This is a genomic window from Kitasatospora sp. NBC_01287, assembly GCF_026340565.1.
GTDB lineage: Bacteria > Actinomycetota > Actinomycetes > Streptomycetales > Streptomycetaceae > Kitasatospora.
In genome coordinates, this window is record NZ_JAPEPB010000001.1 from 6,772,370 (window position 1) to 6,785,313 (window position 12,944).

The 12,944-nt window shown below is 72.3% G+C and carries 10 protein-coding genes; 5 read left to right on the top strand and 5 right to left on the bottom strand.

Annotation, left to right across the window (positions count from 1 at the left end; genetic code table 11):
• Window positions 1–3 precede the first annotated feature (3 nt).
• Both OG455_RS29625 and OG455_RS29630 read left to right on the top strand, forming a co-directional pair.
• The gene (locus tag OG455_RS29625) at window positions 4–891 is read left to right on the top strand and encodes an ABC transporter permease (protein WP_266301003.1); all 888 of its coding nucleotides are present in this window, start codon (window positions 4–6) and stop codon (window positions 889–891) included.
• 211 nt (window positions 892–1,102) lie between these two features.
• Window positions 1,103–1,693, top strand: coding sequence for a dienelactone hydrolase family protein (locus OG455_RS29630; RefSeq protein ID WP_266298924.1), 591 nt, complete (start codon window positions 1,103–1,105; stop codon window positions 1,691–1,693).
• 7 nt (window positions 1,694–1,700) lie between these two features.
• Here OG455_RS29630 and OG455_RS29635 read toward each other — a convergent pair whose 3' ends face one another.
• Window positions 1,701–2,453, bottom strand: a complete 753-nt coding sequence (locus tag OG455_RS29635) for a hypothetical protein (RefSeq protein ID WP_266298926.1) — start codon at window positions 2,451–2,453, stop codon at window positions 1,701–1,703.
• Window positions 2,454–2,604: 151 nt separating this feature from the next.
• On the bottom strand, window positions 2,605–6,153 hold the full coding sequence (gene dnaE / locus OG455_RS29640) for a DNA polymerase III subunit alpha (protein ID WP_266298928.1): 3,549 nt from the start codon (window positions 6,151–6,153) through the stop codon (window positions 2,605–2,607).
• A gap of 226 nt (window positions 6,154–6,379) precedes the next feature.
• Between dnaE and OG455_RS29645 the strand changes: the two genes are divergently transcribed.
• Complete coding sequence (locus OG455_RS29645) at window positions 6,380–6,949, top strand: Uma2 family endonuclease (RefSeq protein ID WP_266298930.1); 570 nt, start codon at window positions 6,380–6,382, stop codon at window positions 6,947–6,949.
• Between the two features lie 122 nt (window positions 6,950–7,071).
• Here the strand turns inward: OG455_RS29645 and OG455_RS29650 are convergent, their stop codons facing one another.
• On the bottom strand, window positions 7,072–7,755 hold the full coding sequence (locus tag OG455_RS29650) for an RDD family protein (protein WP_266298932.1): 684 nt from the start codon (window positions 7,753–7,755) through the stop codon (window positions 7,072–7,074).
• A gap of 129 nt (window positions 7,756–7,884) precedes the next feature.
• On the bottom strand, window positions 7,885–8,769 hold the full coding sequence (locus OG455_RS29655; RefSeq protein WP_266298934.1) for a LysR family transcriptional regulator: 885 nt from the start codon (window positions 8,767–8,769) through the stop codon (window positions 7,885–7,887).
• A 70-nt stretch (window positions 8,770–8,839) separates the two neighbouring features.
• On the opposite strand from OG455_RS29655, the gene OG455_RS29660 reads away from it, so the two are divergent.
• Both OG455_RS29660 and OG455_RS29665 read left to right on the top strand, forming a co-directional pair.
• Window positions 8,840–9,838: a dihydrodipicolinate synthase family protein gene (locus OG455_RS29660; protein WP_266298936.1), complete on the top strand. Its 999-nt coding sequence runs from the start codon at window positions 8,840–8,842 to the stop codon at window positions 9,836–9,838.
• Window positions 9,839–9,908: 70 nt separating this feature from the next.
• Window positions 9,909–10,934: an aspartate-semialdehyde dehydrogenase gene (locus OG455_RS29665; protein ID WP_266301004.1), complete on the top strand. Its 1,026-nt coding sequence runs from the start codon at window positions 9,909–9,911 to the stop codon at window positions 10,932–10,934.
• Between the two features lie 79 nt (window positions 10,935–11,013).
• On the opposite strand, the gene OG455_RS29670 is transcribed toward OG455_RS29665, so the two are convergent.
• On the bottom strand, window positions 11,014–12,627 hold the full coding sequence (locus tag OG455_RS29670; protein ID WP_266298938.1) for an MFS transporter: 1,614 nt from the start codon (window positions 12,625–12,627) through the stop codon (window positions 11,014–11,016).
• Between the last annotated feature and the right edge of the window lie 317 nt (window positions 12,628–12,944).

Below are 12,944 nucleotides of genomic sequence, written 5' to 3' on the forward strand. Positions count from 1 at the left end.
AACGTGAGCAACCTGAGCAGCCCGGACAGCTCCCCGGCCGCCCGGGCCGCCACCGACCGGGCCCCGGGCTACCGCCCGCGGCACACCCTGCCGCTGCGGGTGGAGGCGCTGCGCCAGCTGCGCCGCCGCCGCACCCTGGTGATCGCGGCGGTGCTGGTCGCGCTGCCGTTCATCGTGCTGGCCGCCTTCCAGATCGGCGGCACGCCCACCCGGCCCGACCAGACCACCTTCGTCACCCTGGCCACCGCCTCCGGGGCCAACTTCGCGGCCACCCTGCTCTTCATGGGCACCGGCTTCATCCTGGTCATCCCGGTGGCGCTGTTCTGCGGCGACACGGTGGCCGCCGAGGCCGGCTGGTCCTCGCTGCGCTACCTGCTCGCCGCGCCGGTGCCCCGGGCCCGGCTGCTGGCCGCCAAGCTCACCGTCGGGCTGCTCTTCTCGGCCGCCGCGATCGTGCTGCTGCCGCTGGTCGGCCTGGGCGTGGGCACCGCCGCGTACGGCTGGGGCGACCTGCGGCTGCCCACCGGCGGCAGCCTGCCCGCCGCCGAGGCGCTGCCCCGGCTGGCCATCGCGGTCGGCTACGTGGTCATCGCCGAGCTGGTGATCGGCGCGCTCGCCTTCTACCTCTCCACCGCCACCGACGCCCCGCTCGGGGCGGTCGGCGGCGCCGTCTTCCTGGCCATCATCACCGGTGTGCTGGACGCCATCACGGCGCTGGGCGGCCTGCGCGAGTGGCTGCCCGCGCACTGGCAGTACGCCTGGGCGGACGCGCTGCAGCCCCGGCTGGAGTGGGGCGGGATGTTGCAGGGGGCCTCGCTGTCCATCTCCTACGCGGTGATCCTGGTGGCGCTGGCGTTCCGCGGCTTCGCGCGCAAGGACATCGTCTCCTGAGCCGCTGACCGCTGAGCCGCTGAGCCGCTGACCGCTGAGCCGCTGAGCCGCTGAGCCGCTGAGCCGCTGACCGCTGAGCCGCTGAGCCCGCTCAGCTGCTGGGCTGCTGGGCTGCTGGGCTGCTGGGCTCTTGGGCCGCTGACCTCGCGAGCCGGCCGCGGGCATGAGGCAGGATGGGACGGTTACCGACGTCTGCTGATGGAGTCCCGCCGTGGCCCAGATCCTGCTCCTCCACTCCGCCTACGGGCTGCGCCCCGCCGTGCACGACGCCGCCGAGCGGCTGCGGGCGGCCGGGCACACGGTGCACACGCCCGACCTCTACGACGGGCAGGTCTTCGACGACCTGGAGGCGGGCATGGCCCACCGCGAGGAGATCGGCACCGACGAGCTGCTGCGCCGGGCGGTCGGCGCGGCGGCCCCGCTGCTCACCCCGGGCACCCGGCTGGTCTATGCCGGCCTCTCGCTCGGCGGCGCGCTCGCGCAGAACCTGGCGCTGGCCGATGAGCGGGCGCTGGGGCTGCTGCTCCTGCACGGGACCTCGGACGTGCGGGACGAGGCGGTGACCGAGGTCCCGGTGCAGCTGCACGTGGCCGAGCCCGACCCGTTCGAGACCGAGGACTGGCTGAACGCCTGGTACCTGCGGATGCGCAAGGCCGGCGCGGAGGTCGAGGTGCACCGCTACCGGGGCGCCGGGCACCTCTTCACCGACCCCGCGCTGCCGGACTACGACGAGGAGGCGAGCGAGGCGGCCTGGGCCGCCGCGCTCGGCTTCCTGGCGGAGCTGGACGCCGCGCTCGGCTGACGGCCGCTCAGGCCGTGGGCGGCGCCGGAGGCGCGTCCTGCGGGTGCGGCGGGTAGCCGTACACGGGCGGTGCGGTGGGGGGCTGCACCGGTGGCGTGTAGCCGGGTGCGGGCTGTGGCGTGCCGGGCTGCGGCGGGACGGGGGCGCCGTAGCCCTGGGCGGGCGTGCCGGGCTGCGGCGGGGTGAACGGCTGCTGGGTGAACGGCTGCGGGGCGAACGGCGGAGCGTAGCCGAGCGGGGCGGGCGCGCCGGTCGAGCCGCCCCGCCTCATGGTGGCGGCCACGATCAGCCCGAAGACCAGGGCGAGCACGGCCTGGGCGATGACGTCCAGGTTGAGCAGCAGGTTCGGCTGCACCGGCGAGGCGAAGGCGTCGCGGGCCGTGCTGTTCCCGGTGAGCTGCGCGACCGCGTCCATCAGGCAGCCGTAGGCGTTCACCAGCAGCAGGGTGGCGCCGGCCGGGCGCACCCAGCCGCCGCCGCTGAAGGCGCCGACGATCAGGACGATCAGCGCGAGGTCGGAGGCGGCGTTGCCGGAGCTGTAGCCGATCGGGGCGCCCGCGACGAAGTGGTCGTAGTTGATCCCGAACGCGGTCGACAGGTACCCCGTGCCCGCCCGGTTCAGGTCGAAGGCCAGGATCGCCAGATCCAGCAGCAGCACCAGGATCAGCAGTGCCGCGAGCCCGGGCAGCGCCGCGGCACGCGGTGCGGCCGGCGCCGGCTGCGGGGTCGGAAAGCCTCCGACGGGCGGCGCGTAGCTCATCGTCTCCCCCTCCGGGTGCGCGCGCCGCGGTCGATCCACGGTTTCGCGCGCGCGCCGAGAGTAGCGCGCCGACGGGCAGCCGGGGAACGGAGTCCACCGACTGCCCGTCAGGACCGGGGCCGGGCCGGAGCGGGCCGGGCCCGCCCGGTGCTCAGGCGCTCCAGGCGGAGGGGCCGAGCAGCGTCTTCACCTCGCTGGCGAAGGCGGTGTCCGGGTTCACCAGGAAGCCCAGCTCGTAGAGCACGTCCCGCTGCCGGCTGGTGGTCAGCAGCCGCACCGGCACGTCGCCGGGGTGCGCCTGGAGCGTGAGCTTGAGCTCGCGCACCATGGCGGCGGTCACCTTCGGGTAGGGCACGGTGAGCTGCACCGGGGGCTTGCCGCCGTGCTCGGCGGCGGAGATGTCCAGGCTGGTGATCTCCTGGCCGAAGATGCTCAGCGCGCCGTCCCGCTCGTTGAGCCGGCCGCGGACCGAGATGACGTTGTCGTCGATCATCTGATCGGCCATCAGATTGTAGGTGGCCGGGAAGAAGAGCACCTCCACCGAGCCGTCGCGGTCCGCCAGGGTGATGATCGCCCAGGCGTTGCCGGCCTTGTTGATCCGCCGGTCCACCCCGGTGATCAGCCCGGAGAGCCGGACCTCGCCCTCGGTGCGGCCGGAGCCCATGAGCTCGGCGATCGACACGTCCCGGTTGCGGGCCAGGATGTGCTCGGCGCCGTCCAGCGGGTGGCTGGAGACGTAGAGCCCGAGCATCTCCCGCTCCAGGCTGAGCAGTTGGCGGCGCGGCCACTCCCGGTCGGAGAGCTCGAAGTCCAGGCCGATGGTCGGGGTGTCCTCCCCGGTGTCCAGCGCGCCGAACAGGTCGTCCTGCCCGATCGCCTGCTGCTTCTTCACCCCGGTGACGGCGTCGACCGCCTGCTCGTGCACGGCGACCAGGGACTGGCGGGTGTGGTTGAGGGAGTCGAACGCGCCCGCCTTGATCAGCGAGTCGATGGTCCGCTTGTTGCAGGCGACCAGCTCGACCTTGTCCAGGAAGTCCGCGAAGGAGCTGTACTTGCCCTTCTCCTTGCGGGTCTTGATCATCGACTCGATCACCGGGACGCCGACGTTGCGCACGGCCTTGAGGCCGAACCGGACGTCGGTGCCGACGGCGGTGAAGTCGACCACCGACTCGTTCACGTCGGGGGAGAGGATCTTGATGCCCATCGACCGGCACTCGGCCAGGTAGACGGCCATCTTGTCCTTGTCGTCCGCGACCGAGGTGAGCAGGGCGGCCATGTACTCGGCGGGGTAGTTCGCCTTGAGGAAGGCGGTCTGGTAGGAGACGAGGCCGTACGCGGCGGAGTGCGATTTGTTGAACGCGTAGCCGGCGAACGGGACCAGCACGTCCCAGACCGCCTGGATCGCCTCGTCGGAGTAGCCGCGCTCCTTGCAGCCCGCGTGGAAGGGGACGAACTCCTTCTCCAGCACCTCCTTCTTCTTCTTGCCCATCGCCCGGCGGAGCAGGTCGGCCTGTCCGAGGCTGTAGCCGGCCAGCACCTGGGCGGCTCGCTGCACCTGCTCCTGGTAGACGATCAGGCCGTAGGTGGGGCCGAGGACCTCCTTGAGCGGCTCCTCCAGCTCCGGGTGGATCGGGATGATCTCCTGCTGGGCGTTCTTGCGCAGCGCGTAGTTGGTGTGCGAGTTCATGCCCATCGGGCCGGGCCGGTACAGCGCCGAGACGGCGGAGATGTCGGCGAACTCGGTGGGCTTCATCAGCTTCAGCAGCGCGCGCATGGGGCCGCCGTCGAGCTGGAAGACGCCGAGCGTGTCACCGCGGGCGAGCAGCTCGTAGGTGGTCGGGTCGTCGATCGGGATGTTCTCGATGTCGACGTCGACGCCCCGGTTGGCCTTCACGATCTTGATGCAGTGGTCGATGATGCCCAGGTTGCGCAGACCCAGGAAGTCCATCTTGATCAGGCCCATGGCTTCGCACGACGGGTAGTCGAAGCCGGTGATGATCACGCCGTCCTTGTCCCGCTTGTGCAGCGGGATCAGGTCGAGCAGCGGGGTGGAGGAGAGGATGACGGCCGCGGCGTGCACGCCGGTGCCGCGGATCAGGCCCTCGATGCCGATGCCGGTGTCGATGATCTTCTTGACGTCCGGCTCGTTGGCGTACATCGTGCGGATCTCGGTGCCCTCGTTGTAGCGAGGGTGCTTGTCGTTGAAGAGGTCCGCCAGCGGCACGCCCTTGCCCATCACGTCCGGCGGCATCGCCTTGGTGATCCGGTCGCCCATCGCGAAGGGGTAGCCGAGGATCCGGCTGGAGTCCTTGACGGCGGCCTTGGCCTTGATGGTGCCGAAGGTGTTCACCTGCGCGGTGTACGCCTCGCCGTACTTCTCGGTGACGTAGCGCACCATCTGGTCGCGCTGGCGGTCGTCGAAGTCGATGTCGACGTCCGGGGGGTTGATGCGCTCGGGGTTCAGGAACCGCTCGAAGAGGAGGTCGTGCTCCAGCGGGTCCAACTGGGTGATGCCGGTCAGGTAGGAGACCATCGAGCCGGCCGCCGAGCCACGGCCCGGGCCGACCGGGATGCCGTTGTCGCGGCCGTACTGGCAGATGTCGGCGACCACGAGGAAGTAGGCGTCGAACCCCATCGGGGTGATGACGCCCATCTCCAGCTCGATCCGGTCCAGCACCTCCTGGCTCGGGTTGTCGCCGTAGCGCCTCTGGAGCCCGGCCTGGATCTTCTGGCGCAGGAAGGAGGCCTGGGTCTCGCCCTCGGGCACGTCGAACTGCGGCATCCGGTCGACGTAGTCGAAGACCTCGCCGTACGGCTGGATCCGGTCGGCGATCAGCAGCGTGTTGTCGCAGGCCTCCGGCAGCTCGCTGAAGAGCTCGCGCATCTCGGCCGGCGTCTTGATGTAGTAGCCGGAGCCGCCGAACTTCAGCCGGTTCGGGTCGTCCTTGTTCTTGCCGGTGCCCACGCAGAGCAGGTTGTCGTGCGCGTCGGCCTGGTCCTCGGTGACGTAGTGCGAGTCGTTGGTGGCCAGCAGCGGCAGGCCGAGCTGCTTGCCCAGGCGCATCAGGTCGGCGCGGATGTCGCGCTCGATGCCCAGGCCGTGGTCCATCAGCTCCAGGAAGAAGTTCTCCTTGCCGAAGATGTCCCGGTAGGTGGAGGCGGCCTCGATCGCCTCCTCGTACTGGCCCAGCCGCAGCCGGGTCTGCACCTCGCCCGAGGGGCAGCCGGTGGTCGCGATGATGCCCTTGGCGTGCTGGGCCAGCAGCTCGCGGTCCATCCGGGGCTTGGTGTAGTAGCCCTCCATCGACGCGAGGGAGGAGAGCTTGAAGAGGCTGCGCAGACCGTCGGCGTTCTCCGCCCACATCGTCATGTGGGTGAACCGGCCGCCGCCGGAGACGTCCTTGCCACCCTCGCCGTCCGTGTTGGCGGGCCGCTTGCCGCCCGGGGACCAGAACACCTGCTTCTTGTGGAACCGCGACTCCGGCGCGAGGTAGGCCTCGATGCCGATGATCGGCTTGACCGGGCTGCCCTTCGACTTCTGGAAGAACTCGTAGGCGCCGAACATGTTGCCGTGGTCACTCATGGCGATGGCCGGCATGCCCTGCCGCTCGACCTCGGCGAACAACTTGCTGTTCTTCGCGGCCCCGTCGAGCATCGAGAACTCAGTGTGAACGTGCAGGTGCACAAAGCCGTCAGGCACAGGTGGGTCTCCTCATTCACCGCCGGGGGATACCCACCCTAATCGTGCGGCGGAGGGAACCACGCCGCACTGGAGACACCCGTGGGAGGGCTGGGACACCCCGCCCCAGCTCAGCGGGCGGATCGTCGCGCCGAGGTCGGATCCGGCCGGCCGGGGGTGCGGTGCGTCGTCCCCGGGCCGGCCGGGAACGCCGCGACGGCCGGCGCGGTGGTGGAAGGATGGGGGCATGCCCGAGCCGAGGATCCCCGAGCGCCACGCCCAGCTGCTGGAGTACGCGCAGGGCCTGAACCCGCCGTCGGGCTGGAAGATCGAGGTGTCCGGCGACGAGGTCATCATGATGGCCGGACCGTCGGTGATCCACCAGCGCAACCTGCTGGTCGTGCGCGAGCAGTTCGACGCGCACCGCCCGCGCGACCTGATGCCGAGCGAGAACACCGACCTGGCATCGCCGCACACCGGCAAGCTCCGCAACCCGGATCTGACCTACATCCCGTTCGCGGTGGTCGAGCTGGGGGGCACCGAGGTCCCGGCGGAGGCGGCCGCGATCGCGGTGGAGATCGTCTCGCCGTCGAACCCGGAGAACGACCTGGTCGGCAAGGTCCGCGACTATCCGCTGATGGGCATCCCCGTCTACCTGCTGATCGATCCGCGCCGGGGCGCGGTCACGCTCTTCTCCGAGCCCGCCGGTGGCCGCTACCGCAGGCAGTGGACCGGGGTCTTCGGTGACCTCGTACCGGTGCCGGAGCCGTTCGGGTTCGAGCTGGTCACGGGCGAGCTGATCCGCTACCCGGCCTGAGCAGGTCCGGGCCGGCCGGGAAATGCCGCGCGTCGGCCGGGAACGCCGCGACGGCCGGGCCCTTGGTGGGACCGGCCGACGCGGGGGAGTGCTCAGTGCGGGGGTACTCGGTGCGGGGGCGCTCAGCCTTCCTTGACCACCACGGTCTTGGCCGCCTTGTCGTGCAGGCACTGCTGGTACGGCTTGTCCCAGAGCAGCCAGAGCACGTTGACCAGGGAGAACAGCGAGCCGACGCAGTAGACCGCGCCGGGCAGGCCGTAGACCGCGGCGCGGGTCCAGAGCTCGTTGTCGGTGGGGCGGCCGCCGTGGGCCAGGGAGACGACGCGGAGCTTCATCGCCTTCTTGCCGATGGTCTGCTGGTTCTGGGTGAGCAGCATGGCGCCTTCGTAGCCGAAGACGAGGATCCCGCCGACGACCGTGGCGATGATCTCGCCCGCGGCGATGGCGACCAGGAACTGGATCAGGATGAACGGGATGATCAGCACCGCGAGGTCGATCAGCCGGGCCAGGAACCGGTCGCCGGCCGACGCCAGCTGACGGGTGCCGGGGGCCGGGGGGCCGTAGGGGTTCGGCTGGCCGAGCCAGCCGGTGGACTGCTGGCCGGGCTGGCCGTAGTTCGCCTGCTGGCCGTAGCCCGGAGGCTGGCCGGGGGCACCCTGCGGGTAGCCGTAGGCCTGCTGGTCGGTGGGCGGCTGCTGGCCGTAGGGGTCCTGCGGCTGCTGGCCGTACGGGCTCTGCGGCTGCTGGCCGTACGGGTTCTGCGGGTCCGACGGGTAGCCGTAGCCAGGCGGTTGGTTGTTGCTCATAGTCCAGCTCGCTCATCTCGTGGGGACTTACCCTCAGATGTTCTATACGCGAAAAGGAGGCGGCGAAAAGGCTTTGATCATAACTGTTACGCGAACAGCACCTTGACCTGATGTTGACCTGAGCCCGTATCAACTCCGCAGCCTGCTCGGCAGGGCGTCGCGGACCGCGCTGCCGAAGGCGGCGATCGCCGGGTGGGCGCCCGCGCCCTGGCGGTAACTGACGGCCGTTCGACGGGACATCGGCAGTCGGTGCAGGTGGACGGCGGCGGGCGGATCGAGCAGTCCCAGCTCGGGGACCAGCGCGGTGCCCTGGCCCGCGGCGACCAGGGCGAGCACGGTGGCGAAGTCGTCGGCGCGGTGCCGGATCCGGGGGGTGAAGCCGGCCGCCTGGCAGGCGCGGATCGTCATCGCGTGGCAGCGGGTGCCGTGGGTGGCCAGGATCCAGGGGTCGGCGGCGTGGGCGGTCAGGGTGCCGGGTCCGGGCGCGGACGCGGCCAGGTACATCGCCTCGGCGAAGAGCGGTTCGCTGTCGATGCCGGGTTCGACCGGGCCGGGGACGAAGTCGTAGTCGTGCACCAGGGCGACGTCCAGTTCGCCGGCCCGCAGCAGGTCGGCCACACCCGCCGGGTCGATCTCGGCCACCATCGGCTCCAGCTCCGGCCAGCGCTCGGCGAGCAGCACCAGAGTGGGTGGGATCAGCACCTGGGCGGCGGACGGGAAGGTGCCGATCCGCAGCGGTCCGGCCGGGCCGTGCCGGGCCTGCGCCAGCTCGGCGGCGGCCGCTTCGAGCTGGGCCAGCACGGCTTCGGCGTGCCGGACCAGGTTGTGCGCGGCCGGGGTGAGCGCCACCCGCCGGCCGGTGCGCTCCAGCAGCGCCACCCCGGCCTCGCGTTCGAGGGCGGAGAGCTGCTGGGAGACGGCGGAGGGGCTGAAGGCCAGCGCTTCCGCGACGGCGGCGATGGTGCCCCGGCGGGCCAGTTCGCGCAGGAGCCGCAGGCGGCGGACGTCGAGCATCGGCCCAGCTTACGGTTTGCGATGGAAACGCGAACTGGACCCGCACAGTGGCGGCGCCGAAGATCAAGGCATGGCGCACTCCCCGTACGACGACAGCCCGCTGAGCCCCTTGAGCCCGCTGAGCCCCCTGAGCCCGCTGAGCCCCCTGAGCCCCGCGGCCCCCCGCGACCCGCTGCGCGGCATCTTCGTGCCGCTGATCACCCCGTTCACCCCCGACGACGCGCTCGCCCTGGACGCCCTGGAGGCGCTCGCCCACGGCGTGCTGGACGAGGGCGCGGCCGGCCTGGTGGCGCTCGGCACCACCGGCGAGCCCAGCGCGCTGGACCCGGCCGAGCGGGCGGCCGTGCTGGAGCTCTGCGCCCGGGTCTGCCGCGAGCGGGGGGCGCACCTGGTGGTCGGGGCGGGCGGCGGCACCCGGGAGGGCCTGCGGGAGCTGGCCGCGCTGGGGGAGCGGCCGGAGGTCACCGCCGCGCTGACGCTGGTGCCGGCCTTCGTCCGCCCGGGCGCCGCCGGGGTGCTGGCCTACTTCGAGCACCTGGCGGCCCGCAGCCCGGTGCCGCTGATCGTCTACCACGTGCCGCACCGCACCGGGCAGCCGCTGGACGCCGGCACGCTGCACGCGCTGGCCGAGCTGCCGGGGGTCGCCGGTGTGAAGTACGCCACCGGCGCGGTGGATCCGGAGCTGGTGGCGCTGCTGGCCGACCAGCCGCCCGGCTTCGCGGTGCTGGGCGGCGACGACGCGGTGCTCTCGCCGGTGCTGGCGCTCGGCGCGGACGGCGCGATCCTGGCCTCCGCGCACCTGGCCACCGGCGCCTTCGTGGCGCTGGCCGAGGCCTGGCGGGCGGGGGAGGTGGCGCGGGCCCGGGAGTTGGGGCACCGGCTGGCCGCGTTCTCGGCCGCCGCCTTCGCCGAGCCGAACCCGGCCGTGGTCAAGGGCGTGCTGCACGCCCAGGGCCGGATCCCCAGCCCCGCGGTGCGGCTGCCGCTGCTGCCCGCGAGCGCGGCGGGCGTCGAGCGGGCGCTCGGGCTGCTGGCGCGGCTGGCCGGGCCGCCGGTGTCCACCAGGTGAATGCCGTGCGGGAATAGATCGGGGAGCAGGCAAGATGAAGCAGAGCAGTGGACCGGAGGAGGAAGTACGGATGAAGATCGGCATCGTGGGTGCCACCGGCCAGGTCGGCGGCGTGGTCCGGGAGATCCTGGCGGAGCGGTCGTTCCCGGTGACCGAGCTGCGGCTGTTCGCCTCGGCCCGCTCGGCCGGCAGGACGCTCCCGTGGCAGGACGGTGAGATCACCGTCGAGGACGCGGCCACCGCCGACTACGCCGGCCTGGACATCGTGATCTTCTCGGCCGGCGGCTCGACCTCCAAGGCGCTGGCTCCCAAGGTGGCCGCGGCCGGTGCCGTGGTGATCGACAACTCCTCCGCCTGGCGCCGCGACCCCGAGGTCCCGCTGGTGGTCTGCGAGGTCAACCCGGAGGCGGTCGCCGACCTGCCCAAGGGCATCATCGCCAACCCGAACTGCACCACGATGGCCGCGATGCCGGTGCTGCGCCCGCTGCACGCGGAGGCCGAGCTGACGGCGCTGGTGGTGGCCACCTACCAGGCGGTCTCCGGCAGCGGCCTGGCCGGCGTCAGCGAGCTCCAGGACCAGGCCGCCAAGGTGGTGGACGGCGCTGCCGCGCTCACCCACGGCGGCACCAACGCCGAGTTCCCCGAGCCGCGGGTCTACCAGCGGCCGATCGCCTTCAACGTGATCCCGCTGGCGGGCTCGATCGTGGAGGACGGTCTGAACGAGACCGACGAGGAGCAGAAGCTGCGCCACGAGAGCCGCAAGATCCTCGGCATCCCGGAGCTCAAGGTCTCCGGCACCTGCGTGCGGGTGCCGGTCTTCACCGGCCACTCGCTGCAGGTCAATGCCCGTTTCGCGCGCCCGATCAGCCCCGAGCGGGTGGCCGAGCTGCTGGCCGACGCGCCGGGCGTGGTGCTGACCGACATCCCCACCCCGCTGCAGGCGGCCGGCCAGGACCCGACCTTCGTGGGCCGGATCCGCCGCGACGAGACGGTGGAGAACGGCATCTCGCTCTTCCTCTCCAACGACAACCTGCGCAAGGGCGCGGCGCTGAACGCCGTGCAGATCGCCGAGCTGGTCGCGGCCCGGCGCGCCTGACCGGCACCGCGGAACGCGACGCCGAGGGGTGCCCGACGATCCGTCGGGCACCCCTCGGCGTTGGGCCTGACCCGCGCGCTCAGCGCGTCGCGGCCGCGGTGGTTCCGGAGGCTTCGGCGGTTCCGGTGGTCCCGGCGATCGGCCGTTCCGGGTCCGGTCGGCCGGGCCGCAGCAGCACCGCCGTCAGTACCAGGGAGAGTGCCAGCAGCCCGCAGCTGACCGTGAAGGCGAGCCGGTAGCCGTCCGCCAGCGCCGAAGTCGCCGGGTGCCCCGCCGCCCGCAGGCCGGCCGTGTGCGCGGCGGCCAGCGTGCTCAGCACCGCCACCCCGAGCGCGCCGCCCACGGTCTGCGAGGTGTTGAAGAGTCCGGAGACCACGCCGGAGTCGGCGGGCGTGGCCTGGGCCATGGCCAGCCCGGCCAGCGCCGGCAGGGCCAGCCCGCCGCCCGCGATCAGCAGCATCACCGGGAGCACGTCCACCGGGTAGGAGGCGTGGTCCGGCACCCGCGTGAGGTAGGCCAGGGCGAGGACGAGGAGGGCGTTGCCGGTCAGCAGGGCGCGCCGCGGGCCGAACCGGCCGATCACCTTGGCGGAGAGGCCGAGCGCGACCAGCGCGATCATCACGCCGGTGGGCAGCATCCCGAAGCCGGCCGCGGCCGGGCGGTAGCCGAGCACCTGTTGCAGGTAGAGCGCGATCAGCACCTGGAAGCCGAACATCGCCGAGATCATCACCACCTGCACCACGTTGGCCCCGGTCAGGTTCCGGGAGCGGAAGAGCCGCAGCGGCAGCAGCGGTTGGGCCGCCGTGGCCTGCCGCACCACGAACCCGGCCAGCAGCGCCAGCGCGCCCGCCCCCAGGCCCAGGGTGCGGGCCGAGCCCCACTCGTGCTGCCCGGTCTGCACGATGGTGTAGACGCCGAGCATCAGCCCGCCGGTGACCAGCAGCGCGCCCAGCGCGTCGGCGCCCTGCCGCAGGCCCAGGCCCCGTTCGGGGGCGAGCAGCCGCAGCGCCGGCAGGCCGGCCGCCAGGGCGATCGGCAGGTTGATGAAGAAGATCCAGTGCCAGTTGAGCGCCTGGGTCAGCACGCCGCCGAGCACCATGCCCAGCGAGGCGCCGGCCGAGCCGATGAAGCTGAACGTGCCGATCGCGCGGCCCCGTTCGGCCGGGTCGGTGAACAGCGCCACGATCATGCCGAGCGAGACCGCCGAGGTCAGCGCGCCGCCGGTGCCCTGCAGGAACCGGGCCGCGATCAGCAGGCCGGGCGAGGTGGCCAGGCCGCAGAGCGCGGAGGCGGCGGCGAACAGCGCCAGGCCGCTGATGAAGACCCGCTTGCGGCCGATCAGGTCGCCGAGCCGCCCGGCGAGCAGCAGCAGGCCGGCGAAGGGGATCTGATAGGAGTTCATCACCCAGGCCAGGCCCGAGTCCGAGAATCCCAGGTCGTGCTGGATCGCCGGCTGTGCGACGGTGACGATGGTGCCGTCCAGAATGATCATCAGGGTGCCCGCGCAGAGCACCAGCAGCGCGTACCAGCGTCGGCGGTCCGCGGCCCTGGTGGCTGGAGCACCGGTGGCGCTCGTCCCCGTGGCGGTCCCCGTGGCGGTCGCCGTGGCGGTCGCTTTGGCGGTCGCCGTGGCGCGGGCTGTCGTGGTGTCGGCCGCTCTGCGGCCCTTCGTCCTGGGTGTCCCGGCGGACATGGCTTGACCTCCAAAGGTGCACGTCTTGTTACCGGGGCCATCCTGTGTGACCGTCAGATCCCGCGGAAGAAGGCACTTTCCTGTCACGGAGGCACAGGCGTGTACCCGACCAGGTCAGTGCCGCCGGGCGGTAGGCGCTCGGCGAGCCGATCGGCGGGCCGGGCGGCGCGCGCGGGAGGGCCCGGCGGCGCGCGCAGCCGGGTGATTCACCACGCCTTCGGGGGGTAAAGGAGACCGCAACGGTCCGGCAGGGTGCCCAGGTGAGCCTCCCTCGGGCAGACTGCACCAACTGCCCGTGCTCAGCGGCAGAGCACAGG